We start from the raw sequence: 25,138 nt of genomic DNA, 5'->3' as shown, positions 1-25,138 counted from the left end.
CGGGCCGCTCAGGCCGCGAGCGCGGCTTTCAAATCGTCGACCAGGTCCGTCTTCTCCCAAGGGAAGAAGTCGCCTTCCGGCTTGCGGCCGAAGTGGCCGTAGGCGGCGGTCGCCTGGTAGATCGGCTTGTTGAGCGCGAGGTGGGTGCGGATGCCGCGCGGGGTCAGGCCGCCGAGCTTGTCGATCTTGCCGATCGCCTGCTCAATCTGGTCGTCACCGACGCTGCCGGTGCCATGCGTGTCGACATAGAGCGACAGCGGCTTCGACACGCCGATCGCATAAGCGAGCTGGATCGTGCAGCGGCGAGCGAAACCGGCCGCGACGATGTTCTTGGCGAGGTAGCGGGCGGCATAGGCGGCTGAGCGGTCGACCTTGGTCGGGTCCTTGCCGCTGAACGCGCCGCCCCCGTGCGGGGCCGCGCCGCCGTAGGTGTCGACGATGATCTTGCGGCCGGTGATGCCGGCGTCGCCGTCCGGCCCACCGATCTCGAAGCTGCCGGTCGGGTTGATGTGATAGACAGTCTCGTTGCCGAGCAACTCGGCCGGCATGACCTTGGCGACGACGTCCTTCACGTAAGCGTGGAGCTCGGCCTGCTTCTCGCCCTTGTCGTAGCCCGGAGCGTGCTGGGTCGAGACGACGATGGCGGTCGCCTTGGCCGGCTTGCCTTCCTCGAAGCGCAAAGTGACCTGGCTCTTGGCGTCCGGCTCAAGGAACGGGGCCCGGCCGGCGTGGCGGTCCGCGGCCATTTCGGCAAGAATCTTGTGGCTGTAATCGAGCGTCGCCGGCATCAGGTCTGGAGTTTCGTCGCAGGCGAAGCCGAACATGATGCCCTGGTCGCCCGCGCCCTCATCCTTGTTCTCGCCGGCATCGACGCCCTGGGCGATGTGCGACGACTGCGGGTGCAAATGGTTGGCAAAGTCGAGGCGGTCCCAGTGGAAGCCGGCCTGCTCATATCCGATCTGCTTCACCACGCCGCGAACGGTGGATTCGATTTCCTCGCGAATGCCCGGCGCCCAATTGCCTGCTGTGTCCATGATCCCGTCGCCGCGGATTTCGCCAGCAAGGACGACGCGGTTGGTCGTGGTCATCGTCTCGCAGGCGACGCGGGCTTCAGGATCCTTCGAAAGGAAAAGATCGACGATGGCGTCGCTGATCTGGTCGGCGACTTTGTCGGGATGGCCTTCGGAAACCGATTCGGACGTGAAGAGGTAAGAGCTGCGCATTTCGGCGATGAATCCTGATATAAGGAAATCTTTATATGTTGGCGGCGCTGTAGCGTCGGAACCGCCCGGCTGCAATGCCGGCTGCGATCAACAGAAAGCCCAAAACCAACGGGATGACATTGCCGAGCCGGGCGAAGAGCGTTGGAGCGCGGGCGGCCGGAATGGTCGTGTCGATCCGGCCTGCGGCGTGCCACGGCAGGCTCTTGAGAAGACGGCCATCGGCGTCGACGACGGCGGAAATACCAGTCGGCGTTGCACGGATGATCGGCAGGCCTTCCTCGGCGGCTCGCAGGCGGGCCTGGGCCAAATGCTGCGGCGGGCCCCAGCTCCCGAACCAGGCGTCATTGGAAGGGTTGAAGATGAAGTCAGGCCGATTGTGGCGATCGGCCACATCGCCTGAGAAAATGATCTCGTAGCAGACCTGGACACCCATCTTCCCGAAAACGGGAAGGGTGATGGTCCGGGGTCCCGGGCCGTCGTCGAAGTCGAGATCGCCCGGCGCGAGCCTCGACAGGCCGATCGCCGAGAGCAAAGGCCGCATCGGGAGATATTCGCCGTAGGGGACCAGGTGCGCCTTGTCGTAACGGCCCAGCACGCGGCCGCCGGGAGCGATGGCGTAGACGCTGTTGGTTGCTCCGGTCAGGAAGCGGCCGTCCTTCGATGTCAGGCCGATGCCGCCGGTGACCAGCGTGTCGCCGGGCCCAAGGACAAGCGTTGCCCGCATCCGCTCGAACTGCGCCAGGATTTGCGCGCGTGGATCGCGGCGCTCGTCGGTGACGGGCTCGGTGATCGCGGCCTCGGGCCAAAGCAGCAGGCGCGGCTGGCTGGCTCGGGGCAATGAGAGGGACGCGAGCTTGTCGGCCGCCGCGTCGCCGAAACCTTCGCGCCATTTATCTTCCTGGCCGATGTTCGGCTGGACGATGCGGACTGGCTTAAGAATTGTCGGCGTTGGCGCTGCTCGCGGCCAGAAGCCAAATGCAGCAATCGCAAGGATCGCCCCGCCGGCGACCGCGGGCTTGAATTCGCGCTGCGTTGCCAGCCAGACCAGACCGCCAATTAGAACCACGACTGCAGACAGGCCGTAAGTGCCGACGGCGGAAGCAATAGTCCGGAGAGGAGTGTCGATGAGCGTCACGGCCACCGGATTCCAGGCGAAGCCGGTGAAGACCGTGGCACGGAGCCACTCAGTGACTGCCCACGCACCCGCCAGGGTCAGTACTAGCGCCACCGGCTTATTGCGCCCGAACCGCCAGGCAAGGCCGGCGGCGAGCATGGGATAGACGGCGAGGTAGAGCGACAGGAGGACGACCGCGATCCAGCCGAGCCACGCAGGCATCTTCGCCTGGAAGGTGAAAGCAGTAGCGATCCAGTTGAGGCCGAGCATGAACTGGCCGAGGCCGAACCCCCAACCGTTCAGCAGTGCGCGCCGCAACGAGCCGGTGCGGTTGATGAGCTCGCATAACAGGGCAAAGGCGGCTGGCATCAAAGGCCACCAGCCGACCGGCTGGAACGCGAAGGCCGAGGCGATTCCGAGACCGAAAGCGAGTGCGAAGGACTTCATCGCGCGCCTCGCTAGCCGACGCGAGGCAAAGGGGCTAGCAGGCTTCGCGCATGAGCATGCCGCCATTCCACCTCGCCTTTCCGGTTCACGACCTGGCCGCCGCCCGCGAGTTTTATGGGACGCTGCTCGGTTGCCCGGAGGGAAGGAGTTCGGACCGCTGGATCGATTTCGACCTCCAAGGTCATCAGATCGTCGCTCATCTGGCCCCTGAAAATGCGCCGCGCCGCGCCAGCAACGAGGTCGATGGCGAGGATGTTCCGGTCCCGCATTTCGGCCTCGTGCTGTCGATGAAGGATTGGGAGCGGCTCGCCGAGCGGCTGGTCGAGGCCGGAACCGATTTCGTCATCCCGCCGGCGGTTCGCTTCGCTGGTCAGCCGGGCGAGCAGGCAACGATGTTCCTGCTCGATCCCTCCGGCAATGCGCTGGAATTCAAGGCCATGGCGAACCCGCAGAACCTGTTCGCGAAGGACTAGGCCTCAGGCGTGCCCGCTTCCGGTGCGTGAAGGCGAACGCGCAGGATTTTACGGGGGTCGGAATCCACCGCTTCGAGGCGCCAGCCGCTGGGGTGGACGACATGCTCACCCTTGGCCGGAATTTTGCCGGCGAGAAGGAAAACGAGCCCGCCGAGCGTATCCACCTCGTCTTCGTCGGTCGCGAGGCGCGAATCGATGGCTTCGGCTAGCTCCTCAAGCTCCAGCCGGGCATCGGCCTCCCAAAGGCCATCGTCGAGCAGAACGAGCCGGCTGGTTTCCTCCTCGTCATGCTCGTCTTCGATGTCGCCGACGATTTCCTCGACAACGTCTTCAATGGTGACGAGGCCCTCGGTGCCGCCGAACTCGTCGACGACGATGGCAAGGTGCATGCGTTCGGCACGCATGCGGGCAAGGAGATCGATGACGCCCATGCTCTCAGGCACAAACAGCGGCGTGCGCATCAGTGTATTGAGCGAGCGATCGAGCGACGGGTCGCGGGCTGCGACGAAGACGTCCTTGATGTGGACCATGCCGATGACCTCATCGAGGCTCTCGCCATAGACCGGAAGGCGGCTGTGGCCGGCTTCGGCGAACTTGGCCTCCAGCTCGTCGAAGCTGATGGTGTCGGGAACCGAGACGATTTCACCGCGAGTGACCGCGATCTCACCGGCGGTGCGGTCGCCGAAGTGTAGCATGTTGCGGAGCATGAGGCGCTCCTGCGAGCTGAGGTCGCCGCTGACCTCCTTGCCCTCTTCGGCCTCGTCGATCGCATCCTCGATCTGGTCACGGAGGGTCGGTTCGCGGTCCTCGCCGAACAGCAAGGCCCGCATTCCGCGCCAGAGTCTTGAGCCGCCCTCGTCGTCCTGCCGCGTCGCCATCAGGCGTGAACCTTGTAGGGGTCGGCTATGCCCAGGCGTGCAAGTGCGCGAACCTCACGCGCCTCCATGTCCTCGGCGTCGCCGTCATTCTCATGGTCGCAGCCGAGCAGATGCAGGGTGCCGTGGATTACGAGATGCGCGGCATGATCTTCGATCGAAACCGCCTTCTCGGCCGCCTCGCGCTCGCAGACGCCATGGGCGAGGATCACATCCCCAAGCAGCAACTCGGGGCCTTCTTCGTCGCCCTGCTCCAGCTCATAGGCTTCGGCCATCGGGAAGGAGAGGACGTTGGTCGGCTTGTCTTTGCGACGCCACTGGGCGTTGAGGATGCGGACTTCCTCGTCGCTGGTCAGGCGGACGGATAGCTCGACCGGCCGGACGGCGGCGGCGAGCTGTGGAAAGGCGCTTTCGGCGACGGCGGCCTGTGCGGCCCTGGACACCAGCTCTTCCCAGCCGGTTCTACTGTCCCACTCCGCGTCGGCTTCAATGGCGACGTCCAGCATCATGCGCCAACACTTCTCTTCGCAGACTCTCCCTCATACGCATCGACGATGCGCCCGACCAGCGGGTGGCGGACAACGTCGGCGGACGAGAAGCGAACGGTGGCGACACCGCGGATGCCTTCGAGCCGCGATACGGCGTCGGCAAGGCCCGAACGGCCGGCGTCGGGAAGGTCGACCTGGTTGGGGTCGCCGCAGATGACCATCCGGCTGCGCATGCCAAAGCGGGTCAGGAACATTTTCATCTGCGCCGGTGTCGTGTTCTGCGCCTCGTCTAGGATGATGAAGGCGTCATTCAGCGTGCGGCCGCGCATGAAGGCGATGGGCGCGATTTCAATCTCTCCGCTGGCGATACGGCGCTCGACCTGCTCGGTCGGAAGCATGTCGTACAAAGCGTCGTAGATGGGGCGCAGGTAAGGATCGACCTTCTCCTTCATGTCGCCGGGCAGGAAGCCAAGGCGCTCGCCGGCTTCGACGGCGGGACGGGAGAGGATCAGTCGATCGACCTGGCCGCCGATCAGCATGGCGACGGCCTGGGCGACGGCAAGATAGGTCTTGCCTGTGCCAGCCGGTCCCAACGCAAATACCATGTCGTCGCGGTTGATCGCTTCCATGTAGGTCGTCTGGACCGGCGAGCGCGGAACGATGGTTTTCTTGCGCGTGCGGATCATCACGCGCGGCGGCTGCGCCACCTCCTCGTTGATGATTCCGTCGAGCGAGGGCTGTGCGGCCATTCCGATGACGGCCTCGACTGCCGCGGTATCGACGTCATGGCCCTGGTCGAGCCTGTTGTAGAGGCCGTAAAGCACGTCGCGGGCACGGGCGGCGGCATCAGGTTCGCCTTCGATCATGACCCGGTTGCCGCGCGCGGCGATGTTCACGCCGAGCCGGTCCTCGATCATCACGAGGTGACGGTCGTAATCGCCGAACAGAGGACCGAGAAGATAGGGCTGCTCGAACTCAAGCTCGAGGCGGGCGCGGCCGGAATCATTGGCGCCGACGGCGGCGAGATCACGCTTGGACATCAGGCAGCCACCCCTTCGACAGAGCTCAGGGCAGGCGCGGTTCTAAGCGCGCCGCCGAGGCTGTTGGGACCGGCGCTGGTAAGGGTCACATCGAGCATGGCGCCAATCGGCGCGTCGGTTTCGACATGGACGGACTGCAGCCACGGGGACTTGCCAACCATCTGGCCTGCGGCGCGACCCTTGCGGTCGATCATGATCTGCGTGTCGATGCCCACTTTCGAACGGTTGAACGCAAGCTGGTGCTTGATGATCCGCTCCTGCAGCTTAGCCAGCCGCTCCTCCATGATTTCCCGCGAGATCTGATCCCCCATCACTGCCGCCGGAGTGCCCGGACGGGCGCTATATTTGAACGAATAAGCCGATGCGTAACCGACTGCATCGATAATCGACAGTGTCTGCGTGAAATCTTCTTCACTCTCGCCCGGGAAGCCGACGATGAAGTCGCCGGAAATCGCAATATCGGGCCGCGCCGCACGCACCTTTTCGATCGTGCGGAGGTAGGATTCGGCACTGTGGCTGCGGTTCATTGCCTTGAGAATGCGGTCGCTTCCGGACTGCACGGGCAGATGCAGATAGGGCATGAGCTTCTCGACCTCGCCATGGGCCGCGATCAAAGCGTCGCTCATGTCGGCGGGGTGCGAGGTGGTGTAGCGGATGCGCTCCAGCCCATCGATCCGGGCGATGGCGCGGATGAGGCCATCGAGACCGCCGCACGTGCCTTCCCATGCGTTGACGTTCTGGCCGAGCAACGTGATCTCGCGCGCGCCGCCCTCGACGAGCGAGCGGGCTTCGGTTTCGATGTCGGCGAACGGGCGGCTGATCTCCGCTCCCCGGGTGTAGGGCACGACGCAATAAGTACAGAATTTGTCGCAGCCTTCCTGGACGGTGAGGAAGGCACTAGCGCCCACTTTTCGGCGGGCGGGCAGGGCGCCGAACTTGGAGAGGGCGGGCATGTCCGTGTCGACCGGACGCTTTCCGGCGCTGACGTCGGCAACCATCTCCGGGAGGCGGTGATAGGCCTGAGGACCGACCACGATGTCGATCATCTGGCTGCGAGCTTTTGCTTCCGCGCCCTCGGCCTGGGCGACGCAGCCGGCTAGCGCGATCATCGGCCGTGAGCCGTCCTCGCGTTTCAGCCGGCCGATATCGGAATAAGCCTTCTCAGCCGCTTTTTCACGGATGTGGCAGGTGTTGAGGACGACGAGGTCGGCGTCTTCATTGTCTGCAACCGGGGTCAGGCCTTGAGCGCCAAGCAGTTCGGCCATGCGCTCGCCGTCGTAGGCGTTCATCTGGCAACCAAAGCTTTTGACTCGAAATGTTTTTGGGGAATCCGTCATTTACTTCGCGGCCTATACGCGAGCCGGGGCAATACCGGAAGGCGCGAGCGCGGCGGCGATGGCGTCGTGGGCATGGCGGGCGAGGAGTTTGCGGTCCGGGTCGGGCGGCAATGCGGGCAGCATGTGAAGCGTGACCGTGTGCCGGCCCTTCAGCCCCAACACTCGGAAGAAGTTTTGCAGGCCGGGCTCGCCCGTGCCCCAACCGATGATCGACGCGATCCTCCCGTAGTCGATTGCAACCGGGCGGATGATGACCCCTTCGGGCGGAGGCGCCACGGCGGAGAGGAGACTCGGCTTGAACGGCAGGAGACGGCCGCCGTCACTTACGGTGCCTTCTGGGAAAAGCGCCAGCGGCTTGGGGCGCTTCAATCCGTTCGACAAAGCATCAAGTTGACCGTGGATCGAGCGCAGGACGCTGCGGTCGATGTAGATGGTTTCGTTCTGGTCGGCGATCCACTTGAGGAACCAATGATCCTGGACCTCCGCTTTGGAGACGAAGGCGCAGCCGGTCGCGGCGGCGAGGATCGGGATATCAAGCCAGCTGACGTGGTTGGCGAGCAAGAGCGTCCCGCGGGACGCCAGCGGGCCGTCAATCCGGAAATCAATACCTGCTCCCCAGGCGACCAGCTTCAGGAAACGCCGCGGCCAGCGCGACCGACCGAAGGCCTTGGCAACGAGATGCGGCGGAACGCAGAGCGCGAAGAAAAGGAGCAAACCCGCGAGACGGCGATAGGCGCGGAGACGTGAGCTCGGCAGTTCAGCGGCCGCGATTGAGAGCGACGCCATAGAGCTCCATGCGATGGTCAACGAGGCGGAAGCCGAGCTTTTCGGCGATGCGCTTTTGCAGCATCTCCAATTCGTCATCGACGAACTCGATTACGTTGCCGGTCTCGACGTCGATCAAATGGTCGTGATGCGCTTCCGAAGCCGCTTCGTAGCGCGAGCGGCCGTCGCCGAACTCATGGCGTTCCAAGATCCCCGCTTCCTCGAACAGGCGCACCGTCCGGTAAACGGTAGCGATCGAGATGTTCGGGTCGACCGCAGCGGCGCGGGCGTGCAGGGTTTCGACGTCGGGATGGTCTTCGCTGTCGCCGAGTACGCGCGCGATAGTCTTGCGCTGCTCGGTAATGCGGAGGCCCTTGTCGGCGCACAGCGCCTCGATGTCGATCTTACGCGTCATGGCTTGTTAGTTAGGACGCGGGCGCGTGCGGGGCAATCCGGCTTGAAGCGGCCGAAATGCCCCGCAATAATTTAGCGGCCCTTGGTCTTGCGGCGCTTGGTGCCAAGGCCGATCGACTTGGCCAGCGTCCGGCGTTGCTCCGCATAATTGGGAGCGACCATCGGATAGTCGGCTGCCAGACCCCATTTCTGGCGATATTGGTCGGGCGTAAGCTGGTAATGCGTCATCAGGTGACGCTTCAGCATTTTCAGCTTCTTCCCGTCTTCAAGGCAGACAATATAGTCCGGCTTGATCGACGAACGGATCGGCACCTTGGGCTCCGGTCGCGCTTCCGGGGCGCTGCGGCCGGAAAGGCCGGACAGTGCTCCGTGAACGTTCTGTATAAGTGTAGGCAGGTCATTAACCGCCACGCTATTGTTGCTGACGTGAGCAGCGACAATTTCGGTGGTCATGGTGATAAGAATATCGTCTTGAGATTCATCTGACATGTGGATTTTCCCCGAGCTGGAAAATGCTGTGGCGGCCCTTCCCACCTCCACAGTCGCGGGGTCAGTACGCCGCCTTTTTTTACGCGGCAATAGTCAGACACTATTCGTCTTGATTTCGATCAATCAAATCTTGAGCGCCATTGTCAGAGCATCATGCTGGCTGCCGTCGCGGCCAGTGTAGTATTTGCGACGGCGGCCTTCCTCCTCAAAGCCGAAGGCTTGATACATTGCGACCGCAGGGTTGCCGTCACGGACTTCGAGGTGAAGGCGAGCGAGGTTGGCTTGCCGCCCGTGATCAATGAAATGGTTGAGTAGTGCGCCGCCGATGCCCTGGCGTTGCGAATCTTGCGAGACTGCCAGCAGCAAAAGTTCGGCTTCATCCGCGACCGTGCGTAGTAACGAAAAGCCGCATACTTCGTGTTCGTTACGAGCGAGGACGAGTTGCACACCCGAAAGCGGCAGGATCCCGGCACATTGGGACCGGGTCCATGCCTCGCCGAAATGCGGATCGAAGGCCGACGCCATGACGTCCATCACTTCGTCCAGGTCCTTCGATTCCCCTGTGACCAACTGCAAGGGCATCGCCTCCGCCGCCATGTTCATGCCGCTTCCCGGGGCCGGGCATCCGGCGCCCGGGCATATAGCGGCTTGGGCTCGAGGGAGCGCAGCTTGGACGGGAGCTTCAAGGCGTTGGAGGCGGACGGCAGGATCGGCGCCGCCTCTCCTTGCCCGCGTGCGGCAACCAGCGCTTCGGCACCGGTCCCGACAACCAAAGGTGCTTCGATAAGACTCGCTGCGTCGGAAGCAGGCAGGTTCAACATATCGCTGGTGGACCTGAAGTGGTCGCGGCGGAATTGCTGGACGAAGAGTTCGCCGTGACCGCCGGCAAGGGCAGCCGCGACCGGCCCATCTCCGGGTGCGGTCGCTGCCAGCAAAGCCAAAGAGGACATGCCATGGAGGGGCACGTCCCAACCGATCGCCAAGCCCTGCGCGGCGGCGATGGCGATGCGCAGGCCGGTAAAGCTGCCGGGGCCGACACCAACGAGGACCTGTGATGGCAAATGGCCGTCGAGCATTTCGGCGATCAGTGGAACGAGGCGTTCTGCATGGCCGCGGCCGATAACTTCGTCGCGTGAGGCGAAGAGGCTCCCGTCCGCCGCAAACAAGGCGACGGTGCAGGCGGGCGTCGACGTGTCGAACGCAAGGATCACGGGTCGCGTGCTCCTACTCAAATCAACAAGTTAGGGATTTGGGCACAAGCGGCCCGCCGGGGCAAGCCTAAATGGCTTCGATGGTTTCGACCTCGGGCACGTAATGCTTGATCAGGCTCTCGATCCCGCGCTTGAGCGTGATCGCCGAGGACGGGCAGCCGGAGCAGGCTCCCTGCATGGCTAGGTAGAGCGTGCCGTCCCTGTAACCGCGATAGACGATGTCGCCGCCGTCCTGTGCAACGGCCGGGCGGACGCGGGTATCAATCAGGTCGCGGATCTGCTCGATGATGTCGGCGTCGGCCGGGTCTTCCTCGAAGGCAGGCGCCTCATTGTCGACGGCGATGCCGGCCGCGGTGCCTGGTTTGAAGAGCGGTGCCTCACTGACGAAATGGTCGAGGAGTATGCCGAGGACTTCGGGTTCCAGCGCGTCCCACTGGACGCCCGATGCTGCACTGACGGACACGAAATCGCGACCGAAGAACACGCCGTCGACCAGGTTGGTCGCGAACAGGGCTTCGGCAAGCGGAGAAGCTTCCGCGCTTTCGGCATTCGGGAAGTCGCGGCTGCCGGTTTCCATCACGGTGTGGCCGGGCAGGAACTTGCGGGTCGCCGGGTTGGGCGTCAGTTCGGTTTCGATCAGCATGGGCGCGATGTGGCGTCAGCCGGTCGAGACATCAACCCCCGAACGGGGGAGCGCCGGCGACGACCCAGCGCGTGATGCCGATGGCGACGGCGAGGCAAATCAGTGCTGCCCACCACTTCGCGCGCCGCATCGGCTCTACACCCGGGCCGAGCTCTCCTTTGCCGGTGATCATCGCCTTGGTCAGCTTCTTGCCCCGGATGCGGTAGTAGATGATCGCCGCAACGTGCAGGACGATGAAGGCGAGCAGTAGGTTGAACAATTGCTCATGCAGTTCGCGCGCAGCCTCTGAAACATCCGTGCTGACGAGATGGGCCAGCGGCCCCTCGTAAAAGCCGTCTTCGTCGACGGAAATCAGCCCAAGGCCGACCTGCGCCGCGATGAGGGCGAGCAGGGTCAGGATGCTGAGGGCCGCGAGCGGCGTGTGTCCGGCGGCACGCCAGCTGTCCTTATTGTGCAGGTAACCGACGACCGTCTTCGGGCCGCGCACGAAATTCGAGAAGCGAGAGGTCGAGCTGCCAAAGAAGCCCCATAAAAGCCGGAAGATCAGCAGCGACAGGATGGCGATGCCCGACCAGATGTGGAGGTCGGTTTCGCCATTTTCCGCCGACCACCAGCTGAACGCGACCAGCGCGACCAGCAGCCAGTGAAACAGCCGGATCGGCAGGTCCCAGATCGCCTGCTTCATGCTTAGTGGTGCATGTCCATGCGATAGGTCTCGTGGCAAGCGTTGCAGGTCTTGCCGAGGCTCGCATAGGCGGCCTTGGACGCGCCGGCATCACCCTTCGCAGCCGCCACCTGAAGCGCCTTTGCAGCGCCTTGGAAATCCTTGAGTTTAGCGTTGAAATCGGCCGGCTGCTGCCAGATTTCCGGCTTGGCGCCGGTCTTGCCTAGTTCGGGACCCGTACCGGCCGGGAACCAGTGAGACGACTTGCCCGCAAGGTTGGCAACTTGGCTCGCGGCGGTTTTGACGGTCGCCATGTTCGGCGTGTCGCTGGTCAATTCCCGGCGAAGATCCCGATTGGCCTTGCCGATCGTCTCCATGCCCTCGTGGCGCTCATGCATGATCTTGAGCGCCGCGTCCTGGGACAGCGGCTTGGCGACGGCGACCGAAGCGATCAGGGCGATGGAGGAAACTGCAACCACGAACTTCATGCGAACTCCTATTCCGGCTTCTGCCAACTGTCGTCGATCATCTTAATAAGAGCTGAAAAATCCTTGGGCCCACCGCCCAAGTTTACGAAGCGCTGGTAAAGCTCTTCCGCTTCGGCTCCCATCGGCGTGTAGGCGCCCGCGGCCTGCGCGGCCTCCATCGCCAGTTTCAAATCCTTCAGCATCAGCTGCGCCATGAAGCCGCCTTCGTAATTGCGGTCTGCTGGAGTTTCCGGCCCGACACCCGGGACCGGGCAATAGCTTGTCATCGACCAGCTCTGGCCAGAGGCTTTCGACGAAATGTCGAAAAAGGTCTGCTGGTCGAGGCCGAGCTTCTTGGCGAGCGCAAAGGCCTCGCAGGTCGCGGCCATGGTCGCGCCCAAGAGCATGTTGTTGACGATCTTCGCTGCCTGACCAGCGCCCGCATCGCCGGCATGGATGACGGCCTTGCCCATCTTGTCGAGATATTCTCGGGCCTTATCGAAGCCTTCGTCGGAGCCACCGACCATGAAGGTGAGGGTGCCGCCCTCGGCAGCAGCGATGCCGCCGGAAACGGGTGCGTCGACCATGGTGTAGCCCTGGGCCGCGGCCTCTTCCTCGACCGAGCGGGCGGTGGCGAAGTCAATTGTCGAGCAGTCCATGAGGATGGCGGACGCCTGTGCATGGCCGAAGACGCTGTCCCGATAGACCGCGGCGACATGCTGGCCGGCGGGAAGCATGGTGACGACGGCGTCGGCGCCCTTGCAGGCTTCGGCGGCGGAAGCGGCGCGCTGCGAGCCGCGCTCCTCGGCGTGAGCCAAAGCGGCCTCGCTAAGGTCGAAGGCGTGGACCTCATGCCCCGCCTTGGCGAGGTTCGCGGCCATGCCGCCGCCCATGTTGCCCAACCCGATGAATGCGACGCGTGCCATCCTATTTACCCTTCCAATTGCCCGGGCGCTTCTCGACGAAGGCGGCCATGCCTTCCTTCTGGTCTTCGGTGCCGAACAGGCCGTGGAACAGGCGGCGCTCGAAGCGGATGCCTTGATTGAGCGGCATTTCGAACGCGGCGTTGACCATTTCCTTGGTGGCGATGGCAGCGAGCGGGGCCATGCCCGCGATCGCCTCGGCGGTCTTCAGCGCTTCTTCGACGAGGTCGGCGGCGGGCACGACTTTGGCGACGAGGCCGCCGCGTTCGGCTTCCTCGGCGCCCATCATGCGGCCGGTCAGGCACATTTCCATAGCCTTGGCCTTGCCGACGGCAAGCGCGAGGCGCTGCGATCCGCCCATACCCGGCGTGACGCCGAGCTTGATCTCGGGCTGGCCGAACTTGGCATTGTCCCCGGCGATGATGAAGTCGGCCATCATCGCCACTTCGCAGCCGCCGCCGAGCGCAAAGCCGGAGACGGCGGCGATCCACGGCTTGCGGGTCGCGGTAACATGCTCCCATCCGGCGAAGAAGTTGGCCGAATACATATCGGCGAAGCCTTGGGACTGCATTTCCTTGATGTCGGCGCCGGCGGCGAAGGCCTTTTCCGAGCCGGTCAGGACCAGGCAGTGCTGGCTGTCGTCCGCGTCATAGGCCGCGAAAACCTCGATCAATTCCTTGAGGACGGTCGTGTTGAGCGCGTTCAGTGCCTGCGGGCGGTTCAAGGTGACCAGCGTCACCGCGCCCTTCTTTTCGACCAGAATGGTTTCGTAGCTCATGTCGTACCTCTAGAAATCGAACGGACGCCACTGCTCCTCGATGGGCAGCGGCTCGAAGAAGGCCTGAACCTCGGCATCGCCGATGACGGCAGGGTTGGTCGGGTGCCAGTTGGGCGCATTGTCCTTGTCGATCAGCAACGCGCGGACGCCCTCGCGGAAGTCCGGGTGATGGATCAGCCGGACCATGATTCCATATTCCATCCGCATCTCGTCGACGAAGTGGAGCTGGTAGGGGCTTTCGACCAACAGCTTGAGCGTCACCTTGCAGGCCATTGGCGACTTCTTGCGGATGGTCTCCGCTTCCGCCCGCGCCCATTCGTCGCCCTCGGTCGCGCCGGCATCGAGCGCTTCGAGGATTTCCTCGAGCCGGTCGCTGGTGAAATAGCGGTCGATCTTGTTGAGGTTGCCCATGATGCGGGCCTCGGGGACATTCTCTTCGCTCAACTCGTCGAGGATCGCTTCGACCCGGAAGGGCTGGGCGATGATCCGCTCTTTCGCTTCCTCGACGCGGTCGGACGGCAAATAATGCGTCGCCAAACGAAGGCGGAAACACTCCGCGCCGTCGAGCCGCGCTCCCGTCAGCGCCAGGAACTGGGCCAGTCGCCCGCGCAGGCGCGAAAGGTAGCGGCCGCCGCCGACATCCGGGAAGATGCCGATCGTCGTTTCCGGCATGGCGAGCAGGGTGCGCTCTGTGGCCACGCGGAAGCGGCAGGGGCAGGCGATGCCGACGCCCCCGCCCATGGTGATGCCGTCCATGAAAGCGACGCCGGGCTTCGGATAGGTATATTCAAGGTGGTTGAGGCGATATTCGTCGAAGAAGAAGGCGCGCGCCGCCTCTTCGGCGCCGTCGACGCTGTTGGCGATGGTGACGACGTCGCCGCCGGCGCAGAAGCCGCGGCCTTCTGTGTGGTCGATCAGTATGATCCGGACGTCAGGGTCGTTGCGCCATTCGAGCAATGCCGTCGCCATGTCCCGGACCATTTGCCGGTTAAGGCTGTGCAGAGCCTTTGGCCGATTGAGCCGCAGGCGGCCGGCGAGGCCTTCCTTGATCGTTAGTACGTCTTGTTGCGTCGTCATCGCGTCCATCAGGGCATTTTCGCGTAAGAGCCGGGGGCCGGTTCCATGCCGTCCTCGATCTTTCGGGCAGGCACCGTCTTCTTCGAACCCTTGCCGCTCAGCCATTCGGTCCAGGTCGGCCACCAGCTGCCTTCGTGGCGCCTGGCGGTTTCCAGCCATTCGTCGGCGCTCGCGGGCCTGGCCTTGTTAGTCCAGAAGCCGTGCTTGTTGGCGGCGGGCGGATTGATGACCCCTGCATTGTGGCCCGAACCGCCGAGTATGAAATCAGCGCCGAGAGAGCGGGCTCCCGAATACACTGCTTGCCAGGCGGAAACATGGTCGTCCTTCAGCGCGATCACCAGCATCGGTGTCGGGATGGCGGCAAGGTCGATGGGCGTCCCGCCAACCTCGAAGCCGGCCGGGTCCTTCAGCTTGTTTTCGAGCAGCAGGTCGCGGTTGTAACTCTTGAGGAATGCGGCCGGGATGCGGGCACCATCCTCGAACCAGTAGAGCAGGTCGCTTGGCGGCGCTGGCTTGTCGAGCAGATAGTGGTTCACGACCGAGGACCAGATGAGATCGTTGGCGCGCATCGCTGCGAACAGGCGCTGCAGCTCCAGGCTGTCGATATAGCCCTGCGCTTCGAGGTGATCCTCGAGCGCGGCAAGATGGCCTTCATGGACGAACGCCGACCAGTCGCGCATGTCGGCGAAGTCGACGAGACTGCCGATCAGCGTCGCTGAATTGACCTCTGCCGCGCGCTTGTTCGCCGCGAGATAGCCGAGGGCAATCGCGACGAGGGTGCCGCCTAGACAGAAAGAGAAGAGGTCCGGCGACTGGCCCGTGCGCTGGCGGACCTGGCCGATCGCTTCGACCACGCCTTCGAGCACGTAGTCGCCGACGCCCTTGTCCTTATGCTTCTCTGTCGGATTGACCCACGACACGACAAAGACGGTGCGGCCCTGCTCGACCAGCCATTTCACCAGGCTCTGCCGGGGGACGAGGTCGATCATGTAGAAACGGTTCACCAGCGGCGAGACGTAGAGCAAAGGCTCCACGGCCACCTTGTCGGTGGTCGGCGCGTACTGGACCAGCTGGAAGAGATCGTTCTGAAAGACGACCTGGCCGGGCGTCGCGGCGATCGTCTTGCCCTTTTCGAACGCGTCGGGATCGGTGCGGCGCTGAACAATTCCCTTCCCGCTCGCCATATCTTCCATCAGGTGGGCGAAGCCCTGGACGAGGTTGGCGCCGTTGGTCTCCTTGGTGCGCTTCAGCACTTCAGGGTTGGTGTGCGCGAAGTTGGTCGGCGCGACCGCATTCAGATACTGGTCGAGCAGGAAACGCACGGTCGCATTGCCGCTGTCCGTGCCGTTCGTGCCGAGCGACACCAGGTCGCGGAGTTGCTCCGATGCAAGCAGATAGGAATCGCGGATCGATCGGAAGTAGGGATCGTCCTGCCACTGCGGCGAAGCAAAGCGGCGGTCGCGCGGGGCCTCCGTTGGCTGGCCGGACAACGCTTTGGTCCAGAAGTCGCCCCATTGCTGGGCGGCGGTGATCTGCACTTCGAGAAGATCAGCTGGCCGCGCGGCCAGTCCGAGCGCGAAGTCTGTGGACGCCTGCGCGATGGCGAACGGATCGAAAGGCAGGCTCGCCTTGATATCGCCCCTCATCATCTTCTCGGCGGCTTCGCTCAGGCGGCGCGTCATGTCTGCGATCACTGGCGGGTGAGCTCCCGGCCGACGATCATGCGCATCACCTGATTGGTTCCCTCAAGGATCGAGTGGACGCGCAGGTCACGCCAGAAGCGCTCGATCGGATAATCCATCAGATAGCCGTAGCCGCCATGCAGCTGCAGCGCGCGGTCGACGACCGAGCTGCCGGTGTCGGTGGCGAAGCGCTTGGCCATGGCCGCGAACTTGGTCTTGTCCGGGGCATTTGCGGTGACTTTGACCGCCGCGGCGTAGAGCAGCTGGCGCGCGGCCTGCAGTTCCGTCTCCATGTCGGCGAGCATGAATTGCGTGTTCTGGAAGTCGGCGATGGCCGTTCCGAACTGCTTGCGCTCCTTGGTGTATTTCACCGCCTCGTCGAGGCAGCGTTGGGCGCCGCCGAGCGAACAGGCGCCGATGTTGAGGCGGCCGCCGTCTAGGCCCATCATGGCGATGCGGAAGCCTTCGCCCTCGGCGCCGACGCGGTTCGCGACAGGCACCCGGACCTCGTCGAAATTGACCTGGGCGGTCGGCTGCGAATGCCAGCCGAGCTTCTTTTCCTGCGCGCCGAAGCTGACGCCAGGCATGTCCTTGTCGATGACCAGGCAGGTGATGCCCTTGGGGCCGTCCTCGCCGGTGCGGACCATCGTCACATAGACCTCATTCTCGCCGCCGCCGGAGATGAAGGCCTTGGAGCCGGAGACAACATAATCGTCGCCATCCTTGACCGCCCTGGTCTTGAGCGCCGCGGCGTCCGAGCCCGACGACGGTTCAGTCAGGCAGTAACTGGCGATTTTTTCCATGCTGATCATGGAGGGGAGGTATTTCGCCTTCACCTCGTCCGACCCGAAGCGATCGATCATCCAGCTCGCCATGTTGTGGATCGAAATGAAGGCGCTGGTCGACGGACAGCCATGGGCCATGGCCTCCATGATCAACGCCGCTTCCAGCCGGCCGAGCCCGATGCCGCCGGATTCCTCGGACACGTAAATGGCGCCGAAGCCGAGCTCGGCCGCCATGCGGATCGTGTCCTTGGGGAAGACGTGCTTCTCGTCCCATTCGGCCGCGAAGGGCGTGATGGCATCAGCGGTGAATTTCCGCGCCATGTCCTGGATCTGGAGCTGGTCGTCGGTCAGGTCGAATTGGTGCGACATGGGCGCCGCCCTAGCACCGGCGCGGCGGGAATTGCCAGTGGGGTCAGGCGCAGCGTTTGTAGGTGAAGCTGCCCTCCGGGTCTGCGCGCTTCAGCGCATCCCCAGTCCGGGTGAAGGTCATGACCTTCGTCCAACGCTGGCCTTCGCCGGTGAAGTCGAACAAGCCGGCGAAGCTGATCGCGACGGCAGGCCTCCGCTCTTTCAGCGTCGCTGTCGATTCGTAGAAGCGGATGCTGGTGTCCCCGATGGTGATCAGGCCCTTGTTGTCGCCGCGCGTGGATGTGCAGTCGGCCGGAACCATGCCCCACCGGCCCTGGTATTGTGCAGGAATAACATCGCCCGGGACCGGGGTGGCGACTTCGGGCGCCTTCTCATTGGTCACAGGTGCAGGCGGATTATCGACGACATCATTATGAACGGCGTTGGCAGTCGCGTTCGCCTCCGCAACGGCCTGGTCGAGGCCGTCGGCATTTTCCGCTTTCTCGTCGACGGGCTTGTTGCCGCCACAGGCTGCGACGCTGAGAACGAATGCCAGTGGAATGGCTGCGAGAACGGCTTTCATGCGGCTAGAACGACCCTGAGGCCGAACTTGTTTCCGAACCCGCTCTCGCGGAGCCGCGCCTATCCCATAGTGGGAATGATGAACGCTTCCCTGTGATCCCCCGCGGCCGAGCCATCCGGCCACCGCTGGGTGACGACCTTGTTCTTCGTCCAGAAGCGCATGCCTTCCATGCCGTACTGGCCGATGTCGCCGAACCCGGACCGCTTCCAGCCGCCGAAGCTGTGGTAGCTGACCGGTACCGGGATCGGTACGTTGATGCCGACCATGCCGACATTGACGCGGGCGGTGAATTCGCGGGCGGCGTGGCCGTTGCGGGTAAAGATGGCGACGCCGTTGCCGTATTCGTGCTGCGAAGGGAGCCGGACGGCTTCCTCGAAATCCTTGGCGCGGACGATCTGCAGTACCGGACCGAAAATCTCGTCCTGGTAGGACTTCATCGTCGGCTTCACATGGTCGAACAGGGTCGGGCCGATAAAGAAGCCTTCCTCATGGCCCTGCAGCTTGAACCCGCGGCCGTCGACGACCAGTTCGGCGCCTTCGTCGACACCCATCTGGATGTACTGCTCGATCCGTGCGCGGTGCGCTGCGCTGACCACCGGCCCGTAATGCGCTTCGGCGTCGGTTGAGATGCCGACGCGCAGGGCGTCGATAGCCGGAAGCAGCTTGGCGCGCAGGGCGTCCGCAGTGTCGTCGCCGACCGGCACAACCACCGGAAGTGCCATGCAGCGTTCGCCGGCTGAGCCGAAGGCGGCCCCGGTCAAATCGTTGACGACCTGGTCGAGGTCGGCGTCGGGCAGGACGATGCCGTGGTTCTTGGCGCCGCCGAAAGCCTGGACGCGCTTCCCGTTCGCGGTGCCGCGCGAGTAGATATACTGGGCGATGTCGGATGAGCCGACGAAGCTCACCGCCTTGATGTCTTCATGGTCGAGGATCGCGTCGACCATTTCCTTGTCGCCATGGACGACGTTCAAAATGCCGTCGGGCAGGCCGGCTTCCTTCATCAGTTCGGCGAGGCGCACCGGCACCGACGGGTCGCGCTCGCTGGGCTTCAGGATGAAGGCGTTGCCGCAGGCGATTGCCATGCCGAACATCCACATCGGAATCATGGCGGGGAAGTTGAACGGCGTGATGCCCGCGCCGATGCCGAGCGGCTGGCGCATCGAATAGACGTCGATGCCGGGGCCGGCGCCGACAGTATATTCGCCCTTCAGGGCCTGCGGGATGGAACAGGCGAATTCGATGACCTCGAGGCCGCGCTGCACGTCGCCCTTGGCGTCGGCGACGACCTTGCCGTGCTCGGAGGCGAGCAGCTCGGCGAGGCTCTGCATGTTGGCCTCGACCAGTTCCTTGAACTTGAACATGACGCGGGCACGGCGCTGCGGATTCGTCGCGGCCCAGCCGGGAAGCGCGGCATTGGCGGCGTCGATCGCTTTCTGCAGGTCGGCGGCGGTGCCGAGGCGGACCTTGGCCTGGACCGAGCCCTGGTTGGGATCGAAAACGTCGCTGGAGCGGTCGCCGGAGGTGTAGGTCGAGCCGTCGATATAATGGTCGATTTCACGCAACATGATGGGTGAGCGTCCTCGTGAGTCAAAGGGTCGCGGCCCCCCTAGACCCGCGCGAATGCGAATGCCAGCGAACTACTCGGCGATGTAGCGCCAGGGCCCGTTCGGCGTGTCGCGCTTCCAGACGGTGAAAAAGGGAAAGCCGGGCTGCGGCTTGCCGTCGGCACCCGGCTCGTTCGGGACGATGGTGCCAATCGAGACGCCTAGGTCGCCGCTGGAGGCCACGAAGCTGCGCTCGGTGCTCCAGTGGATCTTGGCCGGGCCCTCGTCCTTGAAATTGGCGACGACGGCATCGAGCCCGTAGGAGAAGCCGGCGCCCGAATACATGTTCATCGCGTCCTGCCGGCCATTCTCGCGAAAGGCGGTCTTGAGCCCGACGACCTGGGCGCGGTCCGAGAAAGCCTTTTCAGCATCGGCCAGGCTCTTGTTGAGGACGGCGATCGTCGCCGCATCGGTCTTGGCCTTGGCTTCAAAGCCGGGAAGGGCGGGCTCGAACATCGCGGTCGAGACATCGCCCGCCTCGCGCGGCTGCTGGCGATAGGCGACGACGCGCCAACCGGCCGGGCGCTTCACCCAATAGCTGAGATATTTGCGGTTGCGCTTGGCCTCGTCGCCCGAGCCGGCGGTTAGGAAGCCATAGGTAAATCCCTGCGTGCCGTCTGCGGAAATGCCGCCGCGCACTGGCGCCCAGGTAACATGGCCGTCCTTGAAGGCGGGGCTGGCCTTGAAAGCGTCGGTAACGGCGGCCTTGCCGATAAGGATGCCTTTGCCGGCGAGCGGCATGGCCGCCTCTTCATCCAGCATTGCCGTGATGCCGGCAATCGGCTCGGCCTTGGCGGACGCCGCCGAAAAGGCGCGGTCGGCCGCGAGAAGCTCGTCGAGCGCTACCTTTGGCGACTTGGCCGAGGCAGGAGCAGCGATGGCCAGCAATGCCAGAAACAGGGCGCGCAACATCAGAAATTCCCCCTTATCTTATTGCCGTCGCCTAGTGCGTGACCAAGGATCGCGCGCCCGGCCCTCGACCAAAGTGCACCCACATTCGACCGACCGCTTTATTTGGTGCGCGCGAAGTGGACCTTAATGCCATCTATGCGGACGTCGATCTGCGCCTCATAATCGGGATGCTGGGCGATGAAGCTGTCGCGACCGAGCCGGGTGATCGCGTAGCCGAGCGAGGTGATTTCTTCGAACAGCGCTTTCCGGCCATCGGCAAAGGCCTCGTCTTCCCAGACTTCGAAAATGATCGGCGGGAAACTGTGTCGCCGCAGGAAGTCATGACCGCCGCGAACGACGTCGATTTCCATGCCCTCGACATCGATCTTCACAAGGCGGACGCGGCCTTCGACCTCGAGGTTATCGAGGGAGATCAACTCGATTGTCTCCATCCGGCTGCGGTCGGCGCAATCGTCGAGTCCGCGCAACTCCTGCAGGCCTTCGACGAGAGAGAATGCGCCGACATTGCTTGCCTTGGCATAGTCAAAGGTCGGGATTTCAACCTCACCCGGCTCGGCGCCGACCGCCTGGTTGAAGGCCCAGACGCAGTCGAGCCGGTTGGCGAAGATGTTTGCGCATAGCTGTTGGAAGACAACCCGCTGCGCCTCGAAGGCGTAGAGCCTGCCGCCGGTGGCACCGATCATGCTGGCGGTCGGCACCGAAAACAGGCCGATATTGGCGCCGACATCCAGGACCGTGGCTGCATCGAAGCCCCTGAGGAGCATCTGTGCGGCGGCGCGTACGCGCGGCTCCCAAGTCCCGTCCTTGATGATGACCTGCGAAATGAAATCGCCGGTCGCAAAGACGCTGAAGTCGAAGCCGTCGCATTCGACGCGTGCGATCCGCGGCAAGGTCATGACACGCTCCCCCAAACTGGCGCGAGCGTAACTTAGGTGAAGGGACCGGCAAAGCCCTTGCCAAGCTGCCGGACCTCGGTTCATCCATCGCCGCCATGAGGAAACTGATCCCGGCGTTCGCCGCCCTTGCCGCCGTTTCGCCCGCCTTGGCCCAGAATGCCGACAATGACGCCAAGCTGCGCGCCATTGTCGCGCCGGTGAGCGGCGAGAAAATGAAGCAGACCGTCACGAAGCTCGTCAGCTTCGGCACGCGGCACACCTTGTCGTCCCAGACCGACCCCAAGCGCGGCATCGGTGCCGCGGTGCGCTGGGCCGAAAGCCAGTTCAAGGCGGATGGCATCGAGGCGCTGCAGACCTGCGACATGGTGACAAAGCCGCCGCGGACGCCGGCGCCGACCAGGGTCTGCAACGCGGTCGGCATCCAGCGCGGTACCGAGCGGCCGAACGACGTCGTCATCATCACCGGCCACATCGACAGCCGTGTCACCGACATCATGAACGTGAATGCGGAGGAGCCGGGCGCCAACGACGATGGGTCGGGGACGGCAGCGGTCCTCGAAGCGGCGCGGGTGCTGTCGAAGCATAAATTCTCCGGTACAATCGTCTACGCGACCTTGTCGGGTGAAGAGCAAGGGTTGCTCGGCGGCAAGATCCTCGCCGACTATGCCAAGGCGCAGGGCTGGAACGTCATCGCCAACCTCAACAACGACATCATCGGCAATTCCTGCGGGTCGGACGGCCTGTGCGACGACAAGCATGTCCGTGTTTTTTCCGAAGGCCCGCGCTGGCAGGGGCATGAGGACCTTGCCGCGCAGCTGCGCAGCCTTGGCGGCGAGAATGACGCGCCGGGACGCAACGTCTCGCGCTTCCTCGACAGCCTTGCCGACCGGCTAAACATCGGCCTCGACGTCATGCAGGTCTGGCGCAACGATCGCTTCGGCCGCGGCGGCGACCATACGGAATTCTTGAACAACGGCTTTCCGGCGGTGCGCTTCTCGGTGGCGATCGAGAATTACGACTGGCAGCACCAGGACCTGAGGACCGAGAACGGCAAGGTCTATGGCGACACCATCGACCATATGGACTTCCGCTATCTTGAGAAGGTGGCGCAGCTGAACGTCGCGGCGCTCGCTGCGATCGCCTCCGCCCCGCCGCCGCCGGAGCCGGTGGTGGAGGGTGCGGTGAGCACGGATACGACGGTGAAGTGGGTGCCGCCCATGGAGGGTGCCTATTCTTACGTGATTCATTGGCGACGCACGGACGCAAACCAGTGGAACGAAAAGCGGCCCGCCTTGCCCGACAATTGCGATCTTCATGCCGTCAACGCCGGGACACCAAAGGAGCGCGTAATTGGTGATTGCGATGCGATCCTGAAAGGGATCCGCGTCGACGATTGGGTGTTCGGCGTCTCCTCGGTCAGCAAGGATGGCTGGGAGAGCCCGGTCGCCTCGGCCGTGCCCGGCGGCGCCTTCAAGCCCTATGTGAAGCCGGCGGACGAGAAGTAGTGATCTCACGCGAAGCCGCGAAGGACGCGAAGGAGGCCGTTTGCTGCAATCCTCTTCGCGTCCTTCGCGGCTTCGCGTGAAACCTTTTCTTTCTGGATTGCTTCGCTTCGCGAACGATGACGTTTAGGGGCTAGTCATGCCCCGCAAGCCCAAGCCTGGCCTTCCGACCCGCAAGCAGGTCCTCGATTTCATCGCTTCCTCCGGCCAGCCGGCGGGAAAGCGGGAGATTGCGCGGGCATTTGGGCTCAAGGGCAATGACAAGATTGGCCTCAAGGTCCTGCTCAAGGACATGGCCGACGAGGGGCTGATCGACTCATCGCCCGGCCGCGCTTTCCATCAGGCCGGCGGCGTGCCGCGCGTTACCGTGCTGCGCGTCGCGTCGGTCGACGACGGCGGCAATGTCTGGGCGGTGCCGGAGCAATGGCATGCCGACACGCCGCCCCCGAAGCTGCGCGTGATCGAGCGCGGCAAGCGCTCGGCGCTGGCGCTCAACGACCGCATCCTGGCGCGGACCGAGGAGCGCGGGCAGGGGCATGTCGCCCACCCGATGAAAAAGCTCGCCCGCGCCGCCGAGCTGGTGCTTGGCGTGGTGCGGAAAGAAGGCGATCGCTTCTGGTTGTCGCCGGTCGACAAGAAGGAGCGGCGCGAGCTGCCGATTTCGGACCTCGGCGACGCGCAGCCCGGCGACCTCGTGCTGTGCGAACCGTCTGGCCGGCCGCCGCGCGTCTCGGCGCGGGTCGACGCGGTGCTGGGCGACCCGTCCGCGCCGCGCAGCTTTTCGCTCATCGCCATTCACAAGCACGGTATCCGCGACCGCTTCAAGGACGAGGCGATTGAGGAGGCCAAAAGGCAAGCGAAGCAGCCGCTCGGCGAGGACCGCGAAGACCTGACCCACTTGCCCATCGTCGCCATCGACCCGGCTGACGCCCGCGATCATGACGATGCCATCTGGGCCAAGGCGCGCGACGACAAGGACGGCTGGGACGCCATCGTCGCCATCGCCGACGTCAGCTTCTACGTCCGCCCCGGCAGCGAACTCGACCGCGAGGCCCGGGCGCGGGGCAACAGCGTCTATTTCCCCGACCGCGTCGTGCCGATGTTGCCGGAGGAGCTGTCGGCGGACATCTGCTCGCTGAAGGAAGGGCAGGAGCGGGCGGCGATGGCCTGCCACCTCCATGTCGGCAAGGACGGGCAGCTGAAAAGCTGGAAATTTACGCGTGCCAAAATTTGCGTAGCAGCAAACATTGCTTACGAGGATGCACAGGCGGCGATCAACGGCGAGGCCGGTCTGGTCGATCCGCAAGTGGTTGAAAATGCACTCAAACCGCTCTGGGACTGCTGGAAGGCGTTGTTCGCGGCGCGGGCCAAGCGCGAGCCGCTGGAGCTCGACCTTCCCGAACGGCGGGTCATGCTCGACGAAAAGGGCCGGATCCTGTCTGTCGCAGCCCGAGAACGGCTCGATGCGCACCGTTTGGTCGAGGATTATATGATCGCGGCCAATGTCGCGGCGGCTCGCGCGCTGGAAGCTAAGAAGGCGCCGGTCATGTACCGCGTCCACGAAACGCCGGGCCGGGAAAAGCTGGTCGCACTCAAGGACTATCTCGCCACCTTCGACCTCGAGTTCGCGCTCGGCCAGGTCATCAAGCCATCGATCTTCAACGCCATCCTCGAGCGGTTCGGCGACCGCGAAGGGCGGACCGAAATTATGGAGCAATTGCTGCGCACCCAGATGCAGGCGCGCTATTCGCCGGAACGGCTCGGCCATTTCGGGCTGGCGCTGGCGACCTATGCCCACTTCACCTCGCCGATCCGCCGCTATGCCGACCTCGTCGTCCACCGCGCGCTCACCCGCTGGTACAAGCTGGGCGAGGGCGGCCTCACCGACCAGGAAGCGGATTCCATGGAGGTCACCGGCGAACTGATCTCGACGTTGGAGCGGCGCGCCATGGAGGCAGAGCGAGAGACCGTCGACCGCTACGTCGCCGCCTTCCTTGCCGACCAGGTTGGGCAAATCGTCCGTTGCCGGATCACCGGCGTACAGCCCTTCGGTTTCTTCGCGACAGTCGATGAGCTTGGCGGCGACGGGCTGGTCCTCGCCGCCGACCTCGGCACCGAATATTTCCGCTATGACGAGAAAGCGCGGACCCTGGTCGGCGACGAGACCGGCGAGGCTTACCGCGTCGGACAGCGGCTGGAGCTGCGCCTGGCCGAGGCCAATCCGGTTTCCGGCGGTTTGAGGTTCCAGTTGCCCGAGGGGAGTTATGGCGGGCCAAGCGCCCCCCGGCGCGATCGCGTGCGCACCGCCGCCAAGCGGCCCCAGGGCCGACGCGGCCGCCCCGGCAACATTCGTCACGATTCCCGTCGCCGCTGAAATCGGCTAATCGCCGCAGCAAGC

General features: G+C 64.1%; 26 protein-coding genes. 3 read left to right on the top strand and 23 right to left on the bottom strand.

Annotated features, from left to right (window positions below; genetic code table 11):
* Positions 1 to 8 precede the first annotated feature (8 nt).
* Entirely contained in the window at positions 9 to 1,223 is a 1,215-nt protein-coding gene (gene metK / locus LZ536_RS10885) for a methionine adenosyltransferase (RefSeq protein WP_249848810.1), read from the bottom strand.
* 31 nt (positions 1,224 to 1,254) lie between these two features.
* Positions 1,255 to 2,784, bottom strand: a complete 1,530-nt coding sequence (gene lnt / locus LZ536_RS10880; RefSeq protein ID WP_249848809.1) for an apolipoprotein N-acyltransferase — start codon at positions 2,782 to 2,784, stop codon at positions 1,255 to 1,257.
* A gap of 50 nt (positions 2,785 to 2,834) precedes the next feature.
* On the opposite strand from lnt, the gene LZ536_RS10875 reads away from it, so the two are divergent.
* A complete protein-coding gene (locus LZ536_RS10875; protein ID WP_249848808.1) occupies positions 2,835 to 3,257 on the top strand; it encodes a VOC family protein in 423 nt (140 codons plus the stop codon).
* Here the strand turns inward: LZ536_RS10875 and LZ536_RS10870 are convergent.
* The 21 genes from LZ536_RS10870 to LZ536_RS10770 form a co-directional block, all read right to left on the bottom strand.
* On the bottom strand, positions 3,254 to 4,135 hold the full coding sequence (locus LZ536_RS10870; protein ID WP_249848807.1) for a hemolysin family protein: 882 nt from the start codon (positions 4,133 to 4,135) through the stop codon (positions 3,254 to 3,256). The two genes, LZ536_RS10875 and LZ536_RS10870, sit on opposite strands and share 4 nt — an antisense overlap.
* On the bottom strand, positions 4,135 to 4,638 hold the full coding sequence (gene ybeY, locus LZ536_RS10865) for an rRNA maturation RNase YbeY (RefSeq protein ID WP_249849215.1): 504 nt from the start codon (positions 4,636 to 4,638) through the stop codon (positions 4,135 to 4,137). Before ybeY ends, LZ536_RS10870 begins: the two co-directional genes overlap by 1 nt.
* A complete protein-coding gene (locus tag LZ536_RS10860; RefSeq protein ID WP_249848806.1) occupies positions 4,638 to 5,660 on the bottom strand; it encodes a PhoH family protein in 1,023 nt (340 codons plus the stop codon). The genes ybeY and LZ536_RS10860 overlap by 1 nt, the downstream gene beginning before the upstream one ends.
* Positions 5,660 to 6,997 carry a tRNA (N6-isopentenyl adenosine(37)-C2)-methylthiotransferase MiaB gene (gene miaB / locus LZ536_RS10855; protein WP_249848805.1) on the bottom strand — a complete coding sequence of 446 codons (1,338 nt, stop codon included), beginning with the start codon at positions 6,995 to 6,997 and terminating at the stop codon, positions 5,660 to 5,662. Before miaB ends, LZ536_RS10860 begins: the two co-directional genes overlap by 1 nt.
* A gap of 12 nt (positions 6,998 to 7,009) precedes the next feature.
* Positions 7,010 to 7,783 carry a lysophospholipid acyltransferase family protein gene (locus LZ536_RS10850; protein ID WP_249848804.1) on the bottom strand — a complete coding sequence of 258 codons (774 nt, stop codon included), beginning with the start codon at positions 7,781 to 7,783 and terminating at the stop codon, positions 7,010 to 7,012.
* Positions 7,755 to 8,177, bottom strand: a complete 423-nt coding sequence (locus LZ536_RS10845) for a Fur family transcriptional regulator (protein WP_249848803.1) — start codon at positions 8,175 to 8,177, stop codon at positions 7,755 to 7,757. The genes LZ536_RS10850 and LZ536_RS10845 overlap by 29 nt, the downstream gene beginning before the upstream one ends.
* Before the next feature lie 71 nt (positions 8,178 to 8,248).
* The gene (locus tag LZ536_RS10840) at positions 8,249 to 8,665 is read right to left on the bottom strand and encodes a Ros/MucR family transcriptional regulator (protein ID WP_249848802.1); all 417 of its coding nucleotides are present in this window, start codon (positions 8,663 to 8,665) and stop codon (positions 8,249 to 8,251) included.
* 123 nt (positions 8,666 to 8,788) lie between these two features.
* Positions 8,789 to 9,262, bottom strand: coding sequence for a ribosomal protein S18-alanine N-acetyltransferase (gene rimI / locus LZ536_RS10835; RefSeq protein WP_249848801.1), 474 nt, complete (start codon positions 9,260 to 9,262; stop codon positions 8,789 to 8,791).
* A 2-nt stretch (positions 9,263 to 9,264) separates the two neighbouring features.
* A complete protein-coding gene (tsaB, locus tag LZ536_RS10830) occupies positions 9,265 to 9,876 on the bottom strand; it encodes a tRNA (adenosine(37)-N6)-threonylcarbamoyltransferase complex dimerization subunit type 1 TsaB (RefSeq protein ID WP_249848800.1) in 612 nt (203 codons plus the stop codon).
* Positions 9,877 to 9,943: 67 nt separating this feature from the next.
* Positions 9,944 to 10,519: a NifU family protein gene (locus tag LZ536_RS10825; RefSeq protein ID WP_249848799.1), complete on the bottom strand. Its 576-nt coding sequence runs from the start codon at positions 10,517 to 10,519 to the stop codon at positions 9,944 to 9,946.
* A gap of 31 nt (positions 10,520 to 10,550) precedes the next feature.
* A complete protein-coding gene (locus LZ536_RS10820) occupies positions 10,551 to 11,204 on the bottom strand; it encodes a cytochrome b/b6 domain-containing protein (protein ID WP_249848798.1) in 654 nt (217 codons plus the stop codon).
* A 2-nt stretch (positions 11,205 to 11,206) separates the two neighbouring features.
* Complete coding sequence (locus LZ536_RS10815; RefSeq protein ID WP_249848797.1) at positions 11,207 to 11,671, bottom strand: c-type cytochrome; 465 nt, start codon at positions 11,669 to 11,671, stop codon at positions 11,207 to 11,209.
* Between the two features lie 8 nt (positions 11,672 to 11,679).
* Positions 11,680 to 12,594: a 3-hydroxyisobutyrate dehydrogenase gene (gene mmsB, locus LZ536_RS10810; protein ID WP_249849214.1), complete on the bottom strand. Its 915-nt coding sequence runs from the start codon at positions 12,592 to 12,594 to the stop codon at positions 11,680 to 11,682.
* On the bottom strand, positions 12,578 to 13,351 hold the full coding sequence (locus LZ536_RS10805) for an enoyl-CoA hydratase (protein WP_249848796.1): 774 nt from the start codon (positions 13,349 to 13,351) through the stop codon (positions 12,578 to 12,580). The genes mmsB and LZ536_RS10805 overlap by 17 nt, the downstream gene beginning before the upstream one ends.
* 9 nt (positions 13,352 to 13,360) lie before the next feature.
* Positions 13,361 to 14,428 (bottom strand): enoyl-CoA hydratase/isomerase family protein, encoded by a 1,068-nt coding sequence (locus LZ536_RS10800; RefSeq protein WP_249848795.1) that lies wholly within the window; start codon positions 14,426 to 14,428, stop codon positions 13,361 to 13,363.
* A gap of 8 nt (positions 14,429 to 14,436) precedes the next feature.
* On the bottom strand, positions 14,437 to 16,110 hold the full coding sequence (locus LZ536_RS10795; protein ID WP_249848794.1) for a PHA/PHB synthase family protein: 1,674 nt from the start codon (positions 16,108 to 16,110) through the stop codon (positions 14,437 to 14,439).
* 8 nt (positions 16,111 to 16,118) lie between these two features.
* Positions 16,119 to 17,264 carry an acyl-CoA dehydrogenase family protein gene (locus LZ536_RS10790; RefSeq protein ID WP_249848793.1) on the bottom strand — a complete coding sequence of 382 codons (1,146 nt, stop codon included), beginning with the start codon at positions 17,262 to 17,264 and terminating at the stop codon, positions 16,119 to 16,121.
* Positions 17,265 to 17,307: 43 nt separating this feature from the next.
* Complete coding sequence (locus LZ536_RS10785; protein WP_249848792.1) at positions 17,308 to 17,826, bottom strand: hypothetical protein; 519 nt, start codon at positions 17,824 to 17,826, stop codon at positions 17,308 to 17,310.
* A 59-nt stretch (positions 17,827 to 17,885) separates the two neighbouring features.
* Positions 17,886 to 19,388, bottom strand: a complete 1,503-nt coding sequence (locus LZ536_RS10780) for a CoA-acylating methylmalonate-semialdehyde dehydrogenase (RefSeq protein WP_249849213.1) — start codon at positions 19,386 to 19,388, stop codon at positions 17,886 to 17,888.
* Between the two features lie 75 nt (positions 19,389 to 19,463).
* A complete protein-coding gene (locus LZ536_RS10775; protein ID WP_249848791.1) occupies positions 19,464 to 20,342 on the bottom strand; it encodes a Cif family virulence factor in 879 nt (292 codons plus the stop codon).
* Positions 20,343 to 20,440: 98 nt separating this feature from the next.
* The gene (locus tag LZ536_RS10770) at positions 20,441 to 21,238 is read right to left on the bottom strand and encodes an FkbM family methyltransferase (protein WP_249848790.1); all 798 of its coding nucleotides are present in this window, start codon (positions 21,236 to 21,238) and stop codon (positions 20,441 to 20,443) included.
* Between the two features lie 95 nt (positions 21,239 to 21,333).
* On the opposite strand from LZ536_RS10770, the gene LZ536_RS10765 reads away from it, so the two are divergent.
* Entirely contained in the window at positions 21,334 to 22,743 is a 1,410-nt protein-coding gene (locus tag LZ536_RS10765) for a M28 family peptidase (RefSeq protein WP_249848789.1), read from the top strand.
* Between the two features lie 136 nt (positions 22,744 to 22,879).
* Complete coding sequence (gene rnr / locus LZ536_RS10760; protein ID WP_249848788.1) at positions 22,880 to 25,114, top strand: ribonuclease R; 2,235 nt, start codon at positions 22,880 to 22,882, stop codon at positions 25,112 to 25,114.
* Positions 25,115 to 25,138 lie beyond the last annotated feature (24 nt).

Source organism: Sphingomonas alba (genome assembly GCF_023516555.1).
Classification (GTDB): Bacteria; Pseudomonadota; Alphaproteobacteria; order Sphingomonadales; family Sphingomonadaceae; genus Sphingomicrobium; species Sphingomicrobium album.
This window is presented reverse-complemented; position numbering and strand designations above follow the sequence as displayed.

Bases quoted from the DNA above. Each gene is read 5' to 3' on its own strand.
- metK (WP_249848810.1), bottom strand. From the start codon at position 1,223: ATGCGCAGCTCTTACCTCTTCACGTCCGAATCGGTTTCCGAAGGCCAT.
- lnt (WP_249848809.1), bottom strand. From the start codon at position 2,784: ATGAAGTCCTTCGCACTCGCTTTCGGTCTCGGAATCGCCTCGGCCTTC.
- LZ536_RS10875 (WP_249848808.1), top strand. From the start codon at position 2,835: ATGAGCATGCCGCCATTCCACCTCGCCTTTCCGGTTCACGACCTGGCC.
- LZ536_RS10870 (WP_249848807.1), bottom strand. From the start codon at position 4,135: ATGGCGACGCGGCAGGACGACGAGGGCGGCTCAAGACTCTGGCGCGGA.
- ybeY (WP_249849215.1), bottom strand. From the start codon at position 4,638: ATGCTGGACGTCGCCATTGAAGCCGACGCGGAGTGGGACAGTAGAACC.
- LZ536_RS10860 (WP_249848806.1), bottom strand. From the start codon at position 5,660: ATGTCCAAGCGTGATCTCGCCGCCGTCGGCGCCAATGATTCCGGCCGC.
- miaB (WP_249848805.1), bottom strand. From the start codon at position 6,997: ATGACGGATTCCCCAAAAACATTTCGAGTCAAAAGCTTTGGTTGCCAG.
- LZ536_RS10850 (WP_249848804.1), bottom strand. From the start codon at position 7,783: ATGGCGTCGCTCTCAATCGCGGCCGCTGAACTGCCGAGCTCACGTCTC.
- LZ536_RS10845 (WP_249848803.1), bottom strand. From the start codon at position 8,177: ATGACGCGTAAGATCGACATCGAGGCGCTGTGCGCCGACAAGGGCCTC.
- LZ536_RS10840 (WP_249848802.1), bottom strand. From the start codon at position 8,665: ATGTCAGATGAATCTCAAGACGATATTCTTATCACCATGACCACCGAA.
- rimI (WP_249848801.1), bottom strand. From the start codon at position 9,262: ATGGCGGCGGAGGCGATGCCCTTGCAGTTGGTCACAGGGGAATCGAAG.
- LZ536_RS10825 (WP_249848799.1), bottom strand. From the start codon at position 10,519: ATGCTGATCGAAACCGAACTGACGCCCAACCCGGCGACCCGCAAGTTC.
- LZ536_RS10820 (WP_249848798.1), bottom strand. From the start codon at position 11,204: ATGAAGCAGGCGATCTGGGACCTGCCGATCCGGCTGTTTCACTGGCTG.
- LZ536_RS10815 (WP_249848797.1), bottom strand. From the start codon at position 11,671: ATGAAGTTCGTGGTTGCAGTTTCCTCCATCGCCCTGATCGCTTCGGTC.
- LZ536_RS10805 (WP_249848796.1), bottom strand. From the start codon at position 13,351: ATGAGCTACGAAACCATTCTGGTCGAAAAGAAGGGCGCGGTGACGCTG.
- LZ536_RS10800 (WP_249848795.1), bottom strand. From the start codon at position 14,428: ATGACGACGCAACAAGACGTACTAACGATCAAGGAAGGCCTCGCCGGC.
- LZ536_RS10795 (WP_249848794.1), bottom strand. From the start codon at position 16,110: ATGACGCGCCGCCTGAGCGAAGCCGCCGAGAAGATGATGAGGGGCGAT.
- LZ536_RS10790 (WP_249848793.1), bottom strand. From the start codon at position 17,264: ATGTCGCACCAATTCGACCTGACCGACGACCAGCTCCAGATCCAGGAC.
- LZ536_RS10785 (WP_249848792.1), bottom strand. From the start codon at position 17,826: ATGAAAGCCGTTCTCGCAGCCATTCCACTGGCATTCGTTCTCAGCGTC.
- LZ536_RS10775 (WP_249848791.1), bottom strand. From the start codon at position 20,342: ATGTTGCGCGCCCTGTTTCTGGCATTGCTGGCCATCGCTGCTCCTGCC.
- LZ536_RS10770 (WP_249848790.1), bottom strand. From the start codon at position 21,238: ATGACCTTGCCGCGGATCGCACGCGTCGAATGCGACGGCTTCGACTTC.
- LZ536_RS10765 (WP_249848789.1), top strand. From the start codon at position 21,334: ATGAGGAAACTGATCCCGGCGTTCGCCGCCCTTGCCGCCGTTTCGCCC.
- rnr (WP_249848788.1), top strand. From the start codon at position 22,880: ATGCCCCGCAAGCCCAAGCCTGGCCTTCCGACCCGCAAGCAGGTCCTC.